This window comes from Undibacterium sp. TJN19, assembly GCF_049339485.1.
Taxonomy (GTDB): domain Bacteria; phylum Pseudomonadota; class Gammaproteobacteria; order Burkholderiales; family Burkholderiaceae_D; genus Undibacterium.
Genome location: NZ_JBMPPL010000001.1, coordinates 824,499 through 842,471 on the forward strand (window position 1 = coordinate 824,499; position 17,973 = coordinate 842,471).

The window sequence follows — 17,973 nt, forward strand, 5'->3', positions numbered from 1 at the left end:
TGGTCCTTGCGCCAGTTGTGGCGCAAGGCAGTCTTTAGCTTGAAACTTTGGGGGTAGCGGTTTTAGCTGATGACTCTTTTGGGAACAGGCGTTAAAGCCTCGCGGATATGGTGGACATCGTCATTGCGCACATCCACGTTTTTGGCATTGAGCAAGACCATGATGACCGGCTTGCCAGCGATATTGCTGCGCATGACCAGGCAGCGCCCAGCGGCTTTGGAATAGCCGGTCTTGGACAGGGAAATGTCCCAATCCTTGTTTGCCGTGAGGATGTTGGTGCTCTGGTATTGCTGGGTTTTGCCGTCTATGGTCACCAGGCCTTCGCTGCTGCTGGTGAGGCGGCGCAATTCAGGGTAACTGGCAGCAACAATCGCCACCCGCGCCAGGTCGTTGGCGCTGGATCGGTTTTTGACAGACGTGCCCGTGGGTTCTACCAAGGAGGTTTGTTGCAGCTTCAGACTGGCAATTTTTTGCTGCAAGGCGGCGAAAAATGCTGGCTCGCCACCGGGATAAGTCCTGGCCAGGGCTTTGGCAGCGATATTGCTGGATGGGATGAGCGCCAGTTCGAGCAAATTCTGGCGTGACAAGACCATGCCGGGTTTTAGCTTCACCTGGGCGTTTTGATAAACGGCCGCGTCTTCTTTGCTGATGGTGATGGACTCGTTTTTATCCAGCCCGGCATCCAGTGTCAGCATGGCAGTCATCAGTTTGGACAATGAGGCAATGGGCACGACATGGTCGGCGTTTTTTGACAGCAAAATGGCGCCGCTTTGCTCGTCCATGACCAGTACGTTTTCTGACATGGTTTTTACATAGGCTGTCATGTGTGGCGCTGGCCCCTGTTGTGTCAGCACAGCAGGGCGCAATTGTCCTGACACAGCAGGCTCTGCGGTGGCCATTACTTGTGTCTGCACCAGCAGTATCATGGCCAGGCCTATGCCCAGCACGGGTGCTGCCATCTTCCAGTGCCAGGGCTGCGCGTCAGGGCGTATCAGGCGTTTGATGCGCGACAATAAATCACCGCCATGTGCGGCGACGGCCAGGTCCGCACTGGCGGCAATTTGCAATTGATCCAGTGCCTGCAATGCGCGGGCCAGGGGGCGTGACTGACCGAGCGCACCGATGGCCAGGTCATCGGCGATCAGTTCTCTTTCGGCATTGATGCGTGTTGACAGCCACCATACGGCAGGATGATAGAACAGCATGGACAGCACCAGGTTTTGCAGCAGGTTGACTGCATAATCCCAGCGTTTGATATGGGCAAGCTCATGTGCCAGCAGGGCTTCTATCATGTCGTAAGACATGCCGGTCAGCAAAGACGCTGGCATCAATATCACGGGTTTGAAGCAACCATAGGTGATGGGGCTGAGCAATTGCTGCTGGAACTGTAATTGCACCGGCCTTTGTATGGCGAGTTGCTGTGCCAGTTGACTGGTACGGTCTTGCCACTGCTGCGCCATGCGCAACACGTCCTGCGTCTGTGCATGCTGCCCCAGGCGATATACCCATAGCAGGCCCAGGCCAAGGCGCACCAGCATGACGGCAACACCCAGGCTCCAGATGCTGACGATCAGTGGCAGATAGGCTTCTATATACGCGCCCAGTGTGCTTTGCCTGATCCACACCAGATCCAGTGTGATGGGGGTATTGGTTGCCAGTTGCAAAGCTGCTTCCAGGCTCATGGTTTGCGGTGTTTGCCATTGCTGGACGATGCCCAGAGCCGGCCATAACAGGCATGTCAGCATGGCGACACAAGCGATCAGATAACGCAACTGTGGGCGCGCATTGCGGCATATGGCAAACAAAATCGCGCTGACACTGGCGACCAAAGCACCCTGCCAGACAAAGTGCAGCAAGGGCCAGCCCAGCAAACCCGCGAGTGTATGGGTGGGCGTCATGGCTTTTTCTCGTCCTGAAGAATTTGTTCTATTTCATCACGCTCTTGCGCGCTGACATGGCCGCGCAAGGCCGCCAGCACCAGGGCCTTGCCTGAACCGGCGAATACTTTTTGTATCATGTCTTTGAGCAGATTGGTTTGCAGCGAATCCTGCTCCTGCGATGGCGCATACACGTGCGAGCGCTGGCTTTCATCACGTGTCAAAATACCTTTGCCATGCATGATCTGCAAATGACGCAATACCGTTGCATAGGCCAGGTCAGGACGCTCGGCCTGCACTGCCTCATGCACCTGCTTGGCATTGAGAGGGCCGTGCTGCCACAAGAGCTTGAGCAAGTTCAGCTCTGAAGCGGTGGGCTTGGGTATGCTGGATTTGGATACTCTGGTTTCGGCGATGGAAGACGACATGCTGGGCATTCTGAAATGACGATGGAAGAAGAATAAATGTTCTAGAAATTTTTGTCTAGAAATTTTTTTCTATTTATCGCTTCTTCGCCCTTTCACCCTTCTTTTCTTCTTTGCAGCGGAGCCAGGGCTGGCAAACAGACCTGGCTCGGTAAGTACTATTTTCAGGTCGCTGTCAGAGCTGCAATACGCGCATTCACTTCACGCTTCAGTTCACCTGCAAAATAATCATTGAACTGTACGTTCATGCCGCGTATTTCGCGATCGGTAATACCATGGGCCAGGCGGAACTCGCGTCCATGCGTGCGTAACTGGTTTTCAAATGCTTCTATTTCTGCCAGGCTCGTGATGGGCTTGACCGCCAGATCTGGTGTAGCAGCCAGTTGGGCGATCACGCGTGCCTGGTGCAGCTTCAGCATGTCTGTTATCGAAGTTGATTTGAATACCGGGAACCCCCGCACTTTGGGCCCGCTGACAAAATACGTGCCGCCACGGCTATCGCTAGTCAGCATCAATGACCCATCGCTGAACAAGCTGACGCAACGTTTAAGACGCACCTTGCCTGCGGCTTCGGCAACCAGTGCAAAATCGCCTTGTGCTGACACCCAGCATTGCCCTGGCGCTTCACGTTTGAGGGCGGCGACATTGGAAGGGTTTTGAAACCAGGATAGAAATTGCAGGCCATTTTTTTCCAGTTCAACTGCGAGCTCATCAAACCAGGGATTCATGTCTTCCATGAAGCTGGCCTTTTGCATGGGCTGCAACTCAATCTGATCCCATTTGACAAGACTCATGGTGCTGGTGGCCATTTTTGCTGCAATGCCGTTCAATTTCAGCTTTTCTTCTTCATCGGGTTCAGCAGGCAGTGCCTGGCTGGCAGTTTGCCATTGTGTGACTGCGGTTTTGAGATTTGCCAGTGGTTCAGCCACGTAGTCTGGTGCCCCTTCTCCGCCCTTGGCAAAGTGCGGTAAATTGTCAAGGCGTGCCATGGAGTTTTCCAGCGCGGCGAAGTGGGCCGCATGCACGGCATCACGGCCAGCTTCACAGGCAGCGGCGCCTTGCAGGGCATCATCAAGGCTGGCTTGCAAGTCTTCACGTTCATCTTCGCTGCTGGACTGCAATGCGTTTTCGTAGGCTTTTGCGGCCAGCCGCAGGCTTGCTGCCGCACCAGGATAATCATCAAGCGCTTTTAACAAATTGGCTTTTTGCGTCAGCAAGACAGGTTCATTGGCCAGTGTATCGACTTCATCAATGGCAGCAATGGCGTCAAACACAGTCACTGCGTGAAAACGGCCAGCTATCATGTGTTCAAAATAACCGATGGGGGTTTTGTCGGTCTGCTCTTCAACGGCATCGCACAAAGAAACCAAAAAACCGGCTTTCGCTTTTTTGAGCTTCACGTCATGCGGATGGGCAGCAAGTGCCCACAGAATCGAAGCGTAATAGATCCACGGGCTCCAGATGCTGGCATCATCCCAGGCTTGCAGTATCTTGTGCACACTGGTGATATCCGCAGCGTGCACCGTCATCATTACGCCCAGGCCATGAATGGCTTCATTTTCCAGCGTCGCGCTGTAAGCGTCGATTTCTTCTTGCAGGGCATCGAAGGCGGCTTCACGTTCCGGGTCGAGGGCTGCATATTCGTCTTCATCGTCGCTGTCTTCCAGCGCATCGCCATCTGGAGACAGATTTTTTTCAGCAAAGGCATCGCTGGCGATCCAGTGTGCAGACCTGTGTTGGCGTGTCAGGACGACCAACTGGTTGTCTATATCATCAGGCTGCAATGCCAACAGGCTTTTTCTGTCTTTCCATGCTGAGACCTGATCATAGGCAGCATCAAACAGGGCGATGCGCATGCGTAAAAATTCTGCTGATTCTGCTGCATCAGGGTGGGCGGCAATATGTTTCGCCAGCATTTCCATGGTCTCATCGAAATCAGCTTCGTCGCGACAGGCTTTGTCGACTTGTATGCGCATTTGCTCTACGGTCATCATCAGTCATTCCCGAAATGGCTATTGGAACAATGACTTTACCAGTGTTTGAAGCGGCTTTCCAGATGCCTGAACAGTCTTATGATCGATGGAGGAAATGGCACAACAAGTGACAACGAAATCAATAGTTCACTTATTTCGGCAGCAGCTTGCGGCGTTCATATTCAAGCTGGTTGATATGCTTTTGTATCGCGACATCCATGTCATGCGGCAAGTTGCTGAAACTCATGCCGATACGGTGTTTGCCGGTTTTGGTACGCTCCATCATGGTGATATGGCGGACTACAGCTTCGCACTGGACGATGTTCCTGATGCCCAAGGGGATGATGATCCTGGCGATGCGGTCCTGCACTTTCAGCTCTGGTTCGATGGTTGTGTGCACACTGACACCGCCAACACATAAATCATGAATGGGCCAGTGACCGATGATTGCGCCCTGGGCATCGAAGAGCTTGGCTTTAAGCGGATCGACGATAGGCAACTGGTTACGGAAAAACTCCCGCCTTTGCATGCGGACTATGCGCGTGGGTATGGGTACCCAAAACGCATCCTGGTCACCCCAGCTTAATTTTTGTGGGTCGACGCCGGAAAACTGTATGCGTATGCCATCGGGCAAGGCAAGGAAGACGCAGGTTTTGGCTTTTTCCAGCAAGCCATTGGAACGCGCATCACCGCCGATATCAAATACCAGGCCATCCTGGCGTGCCGATAACAGCAGGGTGACGATGAATTGCCTGCCTTCGTTAAAATAAACGGTGACCGGTTCGCGCCTGTGGACGAGTTCATTCAGGACACCGAGAATTTCTCTTTGCCCCAGTAAAAAAAATTTATCTTCAATTTCTTCGTTACTGAACGACGCTGACATCAATCCACCTTTTATTGTACTTTTACAAAATTAAACTGCTTGTTACTGTTGGTCAATAAAAGAATGTCAATCATGTTGTAAATACTTTATTGAATAGCTTATTTTTTGTGGCGGTATTGTGTCGCAATATGACGCGCTGATCAAACTATTTCATCATTCCTGCACTTGCAGCGCGCTTATGTTTTCCAGCGAACATGGCCGTACGGCAATTTGCAGTTTGCCGCATAATCAGGTTCCTGCCGGTTTAAGGCGAATAAGGACTTGCTTGCATGAAAATACTTGCCATCTGTGGCAGCCTGCGCGCTGCATCTCTCAATGCGGCGCTGCTACGCGCGATGATCCGTCTGGCACCGGCGGGGATGGAAATAAAACCATTTGATGCGATGGCGGACCTGCCGCTGTTTAATCCAGACCTGGATGCCTGCCCATCTGCCAGCGTGATCAGTTTCAAGAATGAGATTGCCGCAGCAGACGTCGTCCTGATCGCCAGCCCTGAATATGCGCACGGCATTACCGGTGTGATGAAAAATGCACTGGACTGGACGGTGAGCAGCGATGTCTTTGTCAACAAGGCGGTGGTAGTTGTGAACGCATCACCAAGGGCCACGCATGCTGACGCAGCCTTGCGTGAAATATTGAGCGTGATGTCGGCCCGTATTATTGAAGCCGCATCGGTGACCGTGCCTGTGATTGGTGCCAGGCTGGATGAAGATGGTATTGTTACCCATGCCGGTATTTCAGCGACACTGACGCAGGCGCTGGCGGCACTTCAACAAGAATGGCAATGATCAGGCAGCCAGGGCTTTTTCCAGCAGGCTGTTTAATTCGGTAAACGAAGGCTCGCCCACATAGCGCTTGAGGATATTGCCCTGCTTGTCGATAACATAGGTGGTTGGCGTCAGCTTGACATCACCAAATGACTGCGCCAGTTCGCCCTTCAGATCAAGCGCGACATGGAAAGGCAGTTGGCGGGTTTCGGCATAGTTAAGGACATAATTGGGGGCGTCATAGCTCATCGCCACGGCCACAAATTCCAGGCCCTGTTTATTGTATTTCTTATAGGTTTCCACCATTTTTGGCATTTCGGCAACGCAGGTCGTGCACGAAGTTGCCCAGAAATTCACCATCACGACTTTGCCACGCAGGCTTTGCGACGAGATTTTTTCACCTTTGAGATTGGTGAAGCTGACATTCGGCATGGCCTGCTTCGCACCCAGAGACTGATAAAACAGGACACCCAGAGTCACCAGTGCCGCAACAGCGACAACGGAAAACAGGGCAAATTTACGGGGTGAAGATGGTGCCAGCATAAGAATCCAGAACGGTGGGCGGGAAGACCTGCGTATTATACGTCTTCCGGCAAATTGGGGTTCAGCCATGACTTTGCAGCGTTGATCTGGAACAAGCAAACGCATTCAAGTGTGAGAAGTCGAAACCCCGGCTTCATCTGAGATTGTTCACCACAGCTTTGCAACCGGCACGACGATACCGGCAAACAGTGAACGCTGCGACGAAATACTGTTCAAACCCTTGGTCACGCCAAAATCGATGGTCATGCGTTTACTCGGGCTATACGTCAAGGCGAACAGCAACTGCCCCTGAGCATCTGCACCCGCGCGCCGCCAGGTCGCCCATTCAGCAGTACCGCCCCATTTATCGGCCAATTCTGTGGAAAACGAGCTGGAAAAACCTTTTTGCCAGTTTGAGGTACCAGTTTCTGCAAAACCTTGGTGAGTGACATTCAAATTCACATCCGCATGGATTTTACCCAGGTCCTGGCTGACAATGCCATTGATGGTCCAGTCGGATTTGCCTGAACCTATGGGTTGCCCAGCGGTCGGGAATTTATTGCCGACTTCCAGGCCAAAGGCAGTTTCGTCACTGATGACGAAGGCCCGTTTAAGTGTCAGTGTGGTATCACCAAAACCCTGGTCACGCTGGCCTGCGCCATCATCATTGACAACCCTGGCGTTGCCACCGAGCAGCACGCCCCATTCTTTGGAAAACGCCAGCTTGAACAGATATGGCAGGCTGCGGCTGGTGGCTGCATCGGCTTTTTGCGAAGAAATGCCCAGCTCCAGTTCCAACTGGCCTTCTACCGGCAATTGTGCCGAATTGGATACAGAGGGGCGGTAAGGTGTGATGGCATTGTCAGCCTTGTCAGGCTCATCGGCGGCGCTGACAGTTTGTGCACTGAATACACTGAGGCAAGTCAGCAGAGCGAGGCAAAGCGGGCGAAATTTAAACATAAGATATCCTTGATAACTATTCTGAAACAGTAGCGATGGCAAGTGGTGCAGTGATGGCTTTTCCCGCCACATGGGTGGTTAATACGATGGCCGTGGAGGTGGAACCAAAGGCATTCAATTCATTGATGATGCGTTGCAAATGTTCCACATCGGTGGCGAGCACACGCATGACCGCGCCATCTTCCCCGGTGACAGTATAGCAATCAATAATTTCAGGACAATTTGCCACGTATTGCGCATACGGTCGCCCCTGCTGGGTAGACAATCTGATCATCGCTGTCATTTGATAGCCAAGCGCCTTGGGATTAATATCAGCACGATAGGCACGGATAACCTGGGACGCTTCCAGGCGCTTGATGCGCTCGGACACGGCTGGCTGGCTAAGATGCACCTGGCGGCCAATTTCGGCATGCGACATTCTGGCATCTTGTTGCAATAATTGCAGTATTTTTTGATCAAACTGATCGATTTTTTGATTCATAAGCGTTTTGGTTTGATTTCCAATCAAATCCATGAAGAGTGACGGAAATCCTTATCGAATCCCATTCATTCTGCACGATGCTCTTGGTAAAGTAGAGCTTACACCAATCCTTCACAAAGAAAAATTGTCATGAACACGATTAACGCTGCCCAGCTTGCCCGTATTGCCCAGGAATTTGATACCCCGTGCTGGGCCTATGATGCCAGCGTGATACGGGCGCAAATTGCGCAGTTGCGACAATTCGATGTGATCCGCTTTGCCCAGAAGGCATCAAGCAATATCCACCTGCTGCGCCTGATGCGTGAAGAAGGCGTGATAGTCGATTCTGTTTCCCTTGGCGAAATAGAACGCGCACTGGCTGCCGGCTATTCTGCCAGTGCCGATGATAAAGGTCACGCCCCCATCGTCTTCACCGCTGATCTGCTGGACCGTGCAACATTGAAGCGTGTGGTGGAATTGAATATCCCGGTCAATTGCGGTTCGCCGCAAATGCTGGAGCAGCTTGGCCAGGCCCATCGCGGTCACGCAGTCTGGCTGCGCATCAACCCCGGTTTTGGTCATGGCCACAGCCGCAAGACCAATACGGGTGGTGAGCAAAGCAAGCACGGTATCTGGTTTGAAGAATTGCAGAACGCGCTGGCCATCATTGATCAATATGGCTTGAAGCTGGTGGGCCTGCACATGCATATCGGTTCGGGTGTGGATTATGACCATCTGCAAAGTGTCTGTGATGCCATGATTGCGCAGGTCAAAATCTGTGCGCGTGACATGGAGGCGATTTCCATAGGCGGTGGTTTGTCCATCCCTTATCGTGATGGCGAAGCGGTGGTCGATACCGCGCATTATTTTTCCATCTGGGACAAGGCGAGGCAAGAAATCGAAGCCCATCTTGGTCACAAGATCAGCATGGAAATTGAACCTGGCCGTTTTCTGGTCGCGCAATCAGGTATCCTGATTTCTGAATTGCGGGCGCAAAAACAGGTAGGCAATAATTTCTTTGCCCTGGTGGATGCGGGCTTTAATGACCTGGTGCGTCCTTCCATGTATGGCAGCTACCACCGCATCAGCACGCATGCGCCTGATGGCACGCCACGCACAACGGCTTTACGTCCTACTGTTGTTGCCGGGCCCTTATGTGAATCAGGAGATGTATTCACGCAGGAAGATGGCGGCGTGGTCATTACTCAGGATTTGCCGGCCAGTGAAATTGGCGACCTGTTTGTCTTTCATGATGCAGGTGCCTATGGTGCCAGCATGTCGTCCAACTATAATTCACGCCCGCTGATACCGGAAGTCCTGGTGGATGGTGAGCAGATACGCCAGATCCGCCGTCGCCAGACAGTGCAGGAGTTGATTGCGCTGGAAATGTAAGCGACTACGCAAACATATTGAAAACAAGAAAGCGCAGATTGATGATCTGCGCTTTTTGCATGGAATTATCCGCTTCAGCTTTTTGTGTGCGCGCTGCCAGCACCAGTTGCACTAATGGCAGCCTTGATATGCGCCCATTGCTCAGGCTTGATTTCCCCCTTGAATGATTCCAGCACTTTACCATCGCGCCCGATGAGGAAGGCCGTTGGTGTCGCATACACTTTGCCGAAATTGTCTTTATAGTTGCCAGCATTGCGCCACAGTGAAGGAAAGCTTTGCTTGTTCTTGCTCATCCAGTTGGATGTTTTGACATATTCATCAATGTCAGTCATTTCGTCATCTATGCTGACGGCGACCAGCTCAAACCCGGCCTTTTTGTTTTCTTCGTAGAATTTTGAAAAGGCCGGCATTTCTGCACGGCAGGTCGGGCACCAGGTGGCCCAGAATGCCACCAGTACCACGTCACCTTTACCCGTATTGAGCTTGAAAGCCTTGCCATTGAACGTGGTGCCCGTCAGCGCCGGCTTTGCAGGGAACTCTTCCTTGGTGGCGGCGACAGCAAATTGGGCAGTGAAGGATAAGGTCAAAGCCCAGATTAGGCTGAGGGTAAAGCGATTGAGTAGCTTGGGCATATTCATTCTCCTTTGAATGCGTGGCATGTCTAAAAGCGACTGCCGGTCATGGCGACAGCCTGCTGCAATTAGTCGTACTCAAATCATTTTGCTTACAGCGTCAATGAAACTGACTTGCCGTCATACCGACGCTGGTACGAAGGCATCGTATTTCATCATAGACCAAATCCAGCGTTGTGATGTAGCGCTTATTTCTCACAAAGCAATTTCGGGATAAGCAGCCGAGCGTGTACCGGGCAATGGTGGGTTATCTGCCGCCCTGTAAGTAAATACCATGGAAAACTTGGTGGCCGCTGTCTGGTTTTTACCGGCGGCATGGAAAAGATTGCTATGGAACAGCAATACATCCCCCTGTTGCAGCGGCACGGGCTGGGCTTGCGCCAGCAATTCCTGATTCTGTGGCAGGTCGGTACGCAAGAATTGGGCGGCATCGAGTTGTGCAGCATCGATATCACGCTTGTGCGAGCCGGGTATCACCAGCAGGCAGCCGTTTTCCAGGGTTTCATTGCGCAGGGCCAGCCAGCTTGAGATCAGTTCAGCGCGCTCAAAGTTCCAGTAGCGGCTGTCACGGTGCCAGCCAGTCGCGGTTGAATATTGCGGCTGTTTGGTCATGATGCAATTGTGATGCGATTGCGACAACAAGGCACCCTCACCCAATAATTGCAGTAAAGGATCTGCCAGGCCAGGCCCGGTCGCCCATTGCGCCAGGCGCGTATCACGTGCACAGGCTTGCAGCAAACGCCTGGCTGTGCGCCCGCCCTCGGCATCACGCGAAGCGGGGGCGCCGGGGTAGCGCGTGTCGGCTTCATATTCTATGGGTTCCACATGCAAAGCCAGTTGCTGTTCTGCAAAACTGACTACATCGTTGCAAAAAGCCGCGCTGGCTTGTTGACGTAATACTAAAAACCCCTGTGCTTCGAATTCTTGTTGTTGCGTAATGCTTAACATGGTCATCATCAATGTCGGTGAGCAATATGCCATTGTGCCAGCATCGCTCCTGTGCTGCACCACAATGGCCCATTTCTGATTCTAAGAGATATTTCACTTTCGCAGTCAGAACAGATGAGGCAGATTTCAGCTTGTTTGTGATCATGAAGCGCCGATGAAAATCCAGTATTAGGTCATAATGTAGGCCAAATTTAACGCTGATAGCCCTTACCTGCCATGACACATACCGTACTTGAAAACATCAACGTCAGTTCGTTTGACACCATGCCCACGCCGGAAGAATTGCATGCCAGCCTGCCCTTGAGCGATCTGGCTGGCGATGTCGTTGAACAAAGCCGCGAAACCCTGCGCAATATACTGGAACGCAAGGACCAGCGCCTGTTTGTCGTGGTCGGCCCCTGCTCCATTCATGATCCTGTGGCTGGCCTTGATTATGCGCGCCGCCTGAAAGCCTTGCAGGAAGAAGTCAAAGACGTGATGTTGCTGGTCATGCGTGTATATTTTGAAAAACCACGCACCACAACAGGCTGGAAAGGCTACATCAATGACCCGTATATGGATGATTCTTTCCGCGTTGATGAGGGCATGGTCAAGGCACGCCAGTTCTTGCTGGATGTCTGCGAGCTGGGTTTGCCGACAGGTACTGAAGCGCTGGACCCGATTTCGCCACAATACCTGGGTGACCTGATAGCCTGGACGGCGATTGGTGCGCGCACGACAGAATCACAAACACATCGTGAAATGTCATCCGGCCTGTCGACACCGGTAGGTTTTAAAAACGGTACGGATGGCGACATCAGTATCGCCATCAATGCGATTTTGTCGGCATCACACCCGCATTCTTTCCTTGGCCTGAATGGTCAGGGCCGCGTCTCTATCGTGCGCACCAGCGGCAACCAGTTTGGTCATGTGGTATTGCGCGGTGGCGGTGACCGCCCGAATTATGATACGGTGTCTGTCGCCATGGCACAGCAGGCCCTGGTCAAGGCCAAACTGCCGCCGAATATCGTGGTCGACTGCTCACATGCCAACAGCTATAAAAAACCGGAACTGCAGCCGCTGGTGATGGCAGATGTGGTCAACCAGATCGCCAATGGCAACAAGGATATCGTCGGCGTCATGATTGAATCCAACATCGTCGCTGGCAACCAGCCGATACCTGAAGATTTGTCACAACTGAAATATGGTTGCTCGGTGACTGATGCCTGCGTGGATTGGGAAACGACAGAAAAAATGCTGCGTGATGCAGCACAGAGATTGCGCAGTAAATAAATAGCATTGCAGGGCACGGCATGTGCCCTGCAATGCCCGGCTTTACAAGGCCCGCAAAGCACGCATGCATGCGCCGTAGGCAGCCTGTATGGCTGGCTGTTGCAGATGTTTTCCATCCTGCACAACTTGTGAACCACCGACATACACATCACGCACCAGATTATCATTGCCGGCAAAAATCCAGGTATTGAGCACATCTTCGCTGCGCATGCCTGCGAGGTTAGGATGCTGGTCATCAAGCACCAGCATGTCGGCGCGGTAACCCACCGCCAGTTGCCCAAGTTTGCGGCCACTGGCCTGCGCCCCGCCTTGCAGGGCGGCATGCCACAAGAAATCGCCGACCTTGCGCTGTCCGGCAACACTGGCAATATTACGGCCTTGCAGGCGCAGGCGCTGGCCATATTCGAGCCAGCGCAACTCTTCTACCGGGCTTTGCGAGACATGGCTGTCACTGCCGACACCAAAACGTCCACCGGCAGCGATGTAGTCAGGCAAATCGAAAAAGCCATCACCCAGATTGCCTTCTGTCGTTGTGCAGATCCCGGCGACTGCGCCGCTGGCAGCGACACCTTGCACCTCTGCCTTGTTCAAGTGCGTGGCATGCACCAGGCACCAGCGCTGGTCGACCAGACCACTGTCGAGCAAGAGTTCTACCGGACGCCTGCCGGAAAAGGCGATGCAGGCATCCACTTCTTTTTGTTGTTCTGCGATATGAATGTGGATGGGCCGCCCTGCGGGCAATGCCGCCTGCACTTCACGGATCTGCGCCATGCTGGCAGCACGCAAGGAATGAGGGGCAACACCGATTTCCACCTGATCATTACGGGCAGCTTCAAGCGCGTCTATCAACTGCATGATCTCATCCACACCGGTCGAGAAACGGCGCTGATCATAGCGCAAGGCTTGCTCACCGAAATCGGCATAGCTATATAAAACCGGCAACATGCTGATACCCATGCCGGTCTGGCTGGCAGCGGCAATGACGCGCTCTGCCATCTCTGCCGGCCTGGCGTAAAAGCGGCCATTGATGTCGCGGTGCAGGTAATGGAATTCGCATACCGAGGTATAGCCATGCCGCAGGCATTCGGAATACAGCTGTGCAGCAATGGCCTGGATTTGTTCAGGTGTGATGTGAAGCGCATAGCGATACATGAGCTCACGCCAGGTCCAGAAACTGTCTTTGCTTTCGCCTGCCATTTCTGTCATGCCGGCCAGGGCACGCTGGAATGCATGGGAATGCAGGTTGGTCATGCCGGGCAATACAAAAGTCTCCTGCTTTTCATGCGCGCCGGGCTGGGCATGCTGTTCGACCTGTATCAGCTCACCTCTGGCATTCCAGTGCAGACGCACATTGCTGACCCAGCCTTGTGGCAAACAGGCATGGCGGGCAAACAGGCTGCTCATGTTGCGGCCCTCCCCTGCTGTTTACTCCAGGCAAGGCAGGTTTGCAATAATTGTTTTAACACGGGCTGCACCTGGCCTGCAAGATCTGGCCTGTACGCATAAGGAGCAGCTTCGTCCATGTACACGCACTGGCTCATTTCCAGCTGCACGGCATGAATGCGGCTCTGTGGCTGGCCATAATGACGTGTGATGAAACCACCTTTGAAGCGGCCATTGAAGATATGGGTATAGGCACTGGCTTCTGCCGAATTTTGCAGACACTCTGTGAGTGCTGTCTGCAAACCGGCATCGCAAGATTTCTGGTCAGCCGTACCAAAATTCAGGTCAGGTAATTTGCCCTCAAAGAACCGTGGCACTTGTGAAGCGATGGAATGCGCATCCCACAAGATGACGTGACCATGCAGACTCAGCAAACGTTGCAGTTCCAGTTCCAGTTGCTGGTGATACGGTAACCAGTAGCTTGATATGCGGCGCTTTATTTCTGTTTCAACCGGCAATTTATCGGCCGCATACAGCGGCTGCTTGTCGAAAGTATCTACCGGACACAGGCCCGTCGTGTCTTGCCCCGGATACAGATTGGCATTGTCGGAAGAACGATTGAGGTCAATCACGTAGCGTGAGTATTCGGCAGCGATGGTCGATGCACCCAGCTCTTGCGCCATGTTGTAGAGTGCGCGTAAATGCCAGTCAGTGTCGGCTGTTTCTTGCGCGACAGGCAGCATCTGTGCCGCGATATCAGGCGGGATGGCAGTACCCACATGGGGCATGGAAATCAACAGGGGCACACTGCCTGGTGTAAAGTGATATGCAGTCATGATGGTCTCTTTATGGATGTTGTAGTTTGCGGCTAAGGCGGTCGGCTGCCGCCAGGGTCATGTTGACGAGTTCTTGCTTGCGCTGCTGTATGCGTTGTGTTGGTGCCATCAGGGACAAAGTGGCTTCAAGTTTCTCGCGACCAGAAAACACCGGCGCGCTGATGCCCCAGATGCCCAGATCAACTTCGTTTTCACTGGTCGCATATCTTTGTTCACGTATGTGAAGTAACTGGGTTTGCAAGTCTTGCAGGGACTGACCAGATAGCGGTGTATTCTCTAGAAAATTCTGGGCTAGCAATTCCTCTTGCAGGTCTGGCGACTGATAGGCAAGCAAGGCCTTGGCCGAAGCGCCCCGAACGCTGGAACTAGCGCGTCCTTTGGCAAATGAACAGCGGAGGGCATGCTGGCTTTCTTGCATATCCAGGCAAACCACCTGACCATTTACATACGCCAGCAAGCCCACACTTTCCCCGGACTTTTGCACCAGCTCAGCGAGTTCATCGCGCGCTGCGCTCATGAGCCAGGAATGCTGATCAAAACCGCGCGCCAATTGCACTGCCAACGGGCCAGGTTCATACAAGCCAGTCTGCGCATGTTCTTGCACGAAGCCCCATTTTTTGAGCGGTGCGAGCTGACGGTATAAAGTGCTGAGTGGCAAGCCGGTTTGTTCTACCAGTTCGCGTGCAGACAATGCCTCGCCATGACGGGCAATGCAGGTCAGAACTTGTAAAACACGCTCATTTTGAGGAATTTCTATTTTATGAAGAGCGGCCATTGGTAGCTAGCATGTGAAATCGAATATACTTATGCTAGCATTAAGTTGGGAAACATCAACTGCACATTCTCACAAGATGAGAATTAATGATTATTTTTGATCAAAAACAATCATTCATCATGATGCAGCGGACCAGCGTATCCATCTTCTGCATAGAGGAATGTAATATCTTCGTCATAAGCCGATTGACTATTGCTTGCGCCCAATGTGGGTCGCACAAACACATAGCACGCTATCGCTCCAATAACTGGAAGCAGCCAGATCAGCGCATATTGGGCATACTTTTGGCCAGGCTCGTAAAAATTGCTCTTTACAACCAAAAGACTAACGTACAAGTTCAAAACCAGCAAAAGGCTGGCTATAGAGACCGTCACCATCAGAAGAGTATTCATATTTACCAGAATAGCAAAGTTTGCAGAAAGCTACTTAACTCCTGCTATACGCCGTAGTCTGGCAATTCCGGTTTTCCTGAGCAGGGAATTCTGCCTTGATGGCGTCATATTTTGTTTTTTCTTCTGCCGTCAAGGTGTGCAGCTGATAGGCAAATTTATTGGTGCTGACAGTGCGTGGGCCTATGCGGGCTGAGCGTACACCTTTATTGCTGAGATTATTCAGATGCAGCTTGGCGGCTTCTTCGGTTTTAAAGACACCCATGGAAATCCCCCAGCGCAAATTGCTCTGGTCTTGCACGATATAGAAATCATTGATGCCAAGGCGGCGCAATTCACCGGCTTTTTTGTCGGCACCTTCTTTACTGCCCTGTGAAGGGATGAAGACCATGTGGGTGGCGACCTCGGTCACATTGATGCGCGACTGCCGTTCACCCAGTGCCAGGGTTTTCAGTTTGTCTTCCATGCGCGTTGCTTCTGCCTGGAGGAAATTACCGACTTCCAGACAGGCGATGATTTCCGGTTTTTTCTCATTGCCCGCTTCTGCCGGTGTCATGGCTTCAGAGGCTGACAAAGGTTTAAGCTGGTCGGCATGATGCTGCATCTTCAGGCGTTCAGGCTCGTGGGTATCGAGCGACCAGTGTCCCAAATAACCAAGATTAAATGCCAGCAAAAAGGCATTCAATAACAGCAGGCTCCAGAAAAAGAATCGCAACATGGTAATTTAAGGTGTAATCAGCTCGGACTTGATTGTGCCACGACAAACAGTCCCGTCAAGACCAGATTGTCGACATATTGATAACTGATGTCCAGATGAGCGAGCAAATACGGTGCTGCGCCACCGGACAGGATGCAATTCACGAGCTGTTGCTGGTGTTGCTGGTGTTGCTGGTGTTTTTGCTGTTGCTGCTGGCGCTGCTCCAGCGCAGTCACTGCACGCAGAATGGCACCAACCTGCGCACTGATGCAACCACTGACAATGGCCTGGTCAGTATTGTCAGCGAACACTTCTGCAATGCTGGTCGATTCTGCCACCTGGGGCAATTGTGCGGTATTGCGTGCCAGTGATTCTGCCATTAGCTTCAGACCTGGCAAGATCATGCCGCCCACAAAATCACCTTGGGCAGTGACAGCATCAACCGTGGTTGCCGTGCCACAAGTGGCGACGATCAGGTCTTGCGCAGGAAACAGGTAATGCGCTCCTATCATGGATGCCAGCCTGTCACAGCCGAGCTGGGCAGGGTTGCGGTAGTTATTCTGGATGCCTGCAAGCCGGGCTGCTGAGCTGAACCAGCTAATTTTTGCATCGGCCCTGACGGCTGCCAATAACGCAATCAACTGCGCACGTATGGCATCACCGGCGACATTGGAAACCAGCACATGCGTAAACGGTATGCCTTGCCAAGCCTCTGTCAGCGTTGCCATATCGGCATGAGCGACTGAATTCATATGCAGCCAGACAGGCAGCTTGCCTGTTTCTGTTTCACCCCGTACGGGCGTCCCGGTCAAGCCGGGCACAGCCCATTTGATCCTGGTATTACCAGCGTCTATCAATAACTGCATCTTCACATGCCTTCGCTCGTTTTTATTCTGCCGGGCGCAGGGAGACATCGCCTGCCAGTACATTCACCTGCCCTTGCTCGGTCTGCAATACCAGGCAACCATGCAAATCCACACCCAGTGCCGTGCCCCGATGCAGGACCTGGCCATGATCAAGTATATGCACGGTTTGCCGCGCATAGGCATGTAATGTATTCCAGCGCGTCAGGAAGGCGGCAAAACCCTGAGCGGCAAATTGTTCCAGCGCTTTTGCCAGGGCGTTCAACAACTGCGCCAGCAAGTCATTTCTATCCATCTTGGCCAGCCAGGGTGCGTCGGCAATTGCGCGTCCTACCTCGCTTTCGAGCTGGTCCGAGACTTGCAGGTTCAACCCTATGCCGATGACAACCCAGGTGCCGCCATCACGTGCGGCGGCCGACTCGACGAGTATGCCAGCTAATTTCTTGCCTTCGCGCAAAATATCATTCGGCCATTTCAATTGTACATTCTGGTCAAGTGCGTTCAGGGTTTCTGCCAGGGCGACACCAATTGCCAGAGGCAGGCCCAATAAATTCTGCGGCGCTTGTGGCAGATGCCAGGCCAGCGAAAAAGTCAGCATGCCGCCTGGCACGGTCAGCCATGGTCTGCCTGCCCGCCCACGTCCGGCTGTCTGGTGTACCGCGACCCGCAAAACCGGGCTTTGCAGTGCTGATAATCTGGCCATCAGGTCGGCATTGGTGGAGCCGGTTTCTGCGACGACTTCAATATCAACCTGGCGTGCGGCCTGATCACAGCGCATCTCTATGGCAGCGGCATTCAGTTGTAGATTTTTATTCACTTGCGTATTCAATTTTTTGACTGTCTGTTCGGTCTGTTTTGTTTGTTCTGTCTGCTTTACTTGGGTTCAAAAAAAACGGCACCCAGAAACGGTGCCGTTTTT

General features: G+C 52.7%; 19 protein-coding genes. 3 read left to right on the forward strand and 16 right to left on the reverse strand.

Features of this window, described 5'->3' with window-relative positions; translation table 11 throughout:
- Positions 1-62: 62 nt before the first annotated feature.
- The 4 genes from ACO0LH_RS03895 to ACO0LH_RS03910 form a co-directional block, all read right to left on the reverse strand.
- Complete coding sequence (locus ACO0LH_RS03895; RefSeq protein WP_422939723.1) at positions 63-1,898, reverse strand: M56 family metallopeptidase; 1,836 nt, start codon at positions 1,896-1,898, stop codon at positions 63-65.
- Complete coding sequence (locus ACO0LH_RS03900; RefSeq protein WP_422939724.1) at positions 1,895-2,305, reverse strand: BlaI/MecI/CopY family transcriptional regulator; 411 nt, start codon at positions 2,303-2,305, stop codon at positions 1,895-1,897. Before ACO0LH_RS03900 ends, ACO0LH_RS03895 begins: the two co-directional genes overlap by 4 nt.
- Before the next feature lie 161 nt (positions 2,306-2,466).
- On the reverse strand, positions 2,467-4,296 hold the full coding sequence (locus ACO0LH_RS03905) for a hypothetical protein (RefSeq protein WP_422939725.1): 1,830 nt from the start codon (positions 4,294-4,296) through the stop codon (positions 2,467-2,469).
- Between the two features lie 130 nt (positions 4,297-4,426).
- Positions 4,427-5,158, reverse strand: a complete 732-nt coding sequence (locus tag ACO0LH_RS03910; protein ID WP_422939726.1) for a flagellar brake protein — start codon at positions 5,156-5,158, stop codon at positions 4,427-4,429.
- Between the two features lie 269 nt (positions 5,159-5,427).
- Between ACO0LH_RS03910 and ACO0LH_RS03915 the strand changes: the two genes are divergently transcribed.
- Complete coding sequence (locus ACO0LH_RS03915; RefSeq protein WP_422939727.1) at positions 5,428-5,946, forward strand: NADPH-dependent FMN reductase; 519 nt, start codon at positions 5,428-5,430, stop codon at positions 5,944-5,946.
- Here ACO0LH_RS03915 and ACO0LH_RS03920 read toward each other — a convergent pair whose 3' ends face one another.
- The 3 genes from ACO0LH_RS03920 to ACO0LH_RS03930 form a co-directional block, all read right to left on the reverse strand.
- Positions 5,947-6,468, reverse strand: coding sequence for a TlpA family protein disulfide reductase (locus ACO0LH_RS03920; RefSeq protein WP_422940561.1), 522 nt, complete (start codon positions 6,466-6,468; stop codon positions 5,947-5,949).
- Between the two features lie 147 nt (positions 6,469-6,615).
- On the reverse strand, positions 6,616-7,407 hold the full coding sequence (locus ACO0LH_RS03925; RefSeq protein WP_422939728.1) for a transporter: 792 nt from the start codon (positions 7,405-7,407) through the stop codon (positions 6,616-6,618).
- 16 nt (positions 7,408-7,423) lie between these two features.
- Entirely contained in the window at positions 7,424-7,888 is a 465-nt protein-coding gene (locus ACO0LH_RS03930) for an Lrp/AsnC family transcriptional regulator (protein ID WP_422939729.1), read from the reverse strand.
- A gap of 129 nt (positions 7,889-8,017) precedes the next feature.
- Here ACO0LH_RS03930 and lysA point away from each other — a divergent pair, with 129 nt between their 5' ends.
- Positions 8,018-9,259, forward strand: coding sequence for a diaminopimelate decarboxylase (lysA, locus tag ACO0LH_RS03935; protein ID WP_422939730.1), 1,242 nt, complete (start codon positions 8,018-8,020; stop codon positions 9,257-9,259).
- A 74-nt stretch (positions 9,260-9,333) separates the two neighbouring features.
- On the opposite strand, the gene ACO0LH_RS03940 is transcribed toward lysA, so the two are convergent.
- Together ACO0LH_RS03940 and ACO0LH_RS03945 are read right to left on the reverse strand one after the other, a co-directional pair.
- Entirely contained in the window at positions 9,334-9,891 is a 558-nt protein-coding gene (locus tag ACO0LH_RS03940; protein ID WP_422939731.1) for a TlpA family protein disulfide reductase, read from the reverse strand.
- 195 nt (positions 9,892-10,086) lie between these two features.
- Positions 10,087-10,848, reverse strand: coding sequence for a phytanoyl-CoA dioxygenase family protein (locus tag ACO0LH_RS03945; protein ID WP_422939732.1), 762 nt, complete (start codon positions 10,846-10,848; stop codon positions 10,087-10,089).
- Positions 10,849-11,055: 207 nt separating this feature from the next.
- On the opposite strand from ACO0LH_RS03945, the gene ACO0LH_RS03950 reads away from it, so the two are divergent.
- Positions 11,056-12,111: a 3-deoxy-7-phosphoheptulonate synthase gene (locus tag ACO0LH_RS03950; RefSeq protein WP_422939733.1), complete on the forward strand. Its 1,056-nt coding sequence runs from the start codon at positions 11,056-11,058 to the stop codon at positions 12,109-12,111.
- Positions 12,112-12,153: 42 nt separating this feature from the next.
- Here the strand turns inward: ACO0LH_RS03950 and ACO0LH_RS03955 are convergent, their stop codons facing one another.
- From ACO0LH_RS03955 to ACO0LH_RS03985, 7 genes are all read right to left on the reverse strand, one after another.
- Positions 12,154-13,515 carry a formimidoylglutamate deiminase gene (locus ACO0LH_RS03955; protein WP_422939734.1) on the reverse strand — a complete coding sequence of 454 codons (1,362 nt, stop codon included), beginning with the start codon at positions 13,513-13,515 and terminating at the stop codon, positions 12,154-12,156.
- A complete protein-coding gene (gene hutG / locus ACO0LH_RS03960; RefSeq protein WP_422939735.1) occupies positions 13,512-14,330 on the reverse strand; it encodes an N-formylglutamate deformylase in 819 nt (272 codons plus the stop codon). The genes ACO0LH_RS03955 and hutG overlap by 4 nt, the downstream gene beginning before the upstream one ends.
- 10 nt (positions 14,331-14,340) lie before the next feature.
- On the reverse strand, positions 14,341-15,105 hold the full coding sequence (locus ACO0LH_RS03965) for an IclR family transcriptional regulator (RefSeq protein ID WP_422939736.1): 765 nt from the start codon (positions 15,103-15,105) through the stop codon (positions 14,341-14,343).
- A 110-nt stretch (positions 15,106-15,215) separates the two neighbouring features.
- Positions 15,216-15,497, reverse strand: coding sequence for a hypothetical protein (locus ACO0LH_RS03970; protein WP_422939737.1), 282 nt, complete (start codon positions 15,495-15,497; stop codon positions 15,216-15,218).
- 34 nt (positions 15,498-15,531) lie between these two features.
- A complete protein-coding gene (locus tag ACO0LH_RS03975) occupies positions 15,532-16,212 on the reverse strand; it encodes an SPOR domain-containing protein (RefSeq protein ID WP_422939738.1) in 681 nt (226 codons plus the stop codon).
- A 17-nt stretch (positions 16,213-16,229) separates the two neighbouring features.
- Entirely contained in the window at positions 16,230-17,057 is an 828-nt protein-coding gene (locus ACO0LH_RS03980; protein ID WP_422939739.1) for a type III pantothenate kinase, read from the reverse strand.
- Between the two features lie 22 nt (positions 17,058-17,079).
- The gene (locus ACO0LH_RS03985; RefSeq protein ID WP_422939740.1) at positions 17,080-17,871 is read right to left on the reverse strand and encodes a biotin--[acetyl-CoA-carboxylase] ligase; all 792 of its coding nucleotides are present in this window, start codon (positions 17,869-17,871) and stop codon (positions 17,080-17,082) included.
- Between the last annotated feature and the right edge of the window lie 102 nt (positions 17,872-17,973).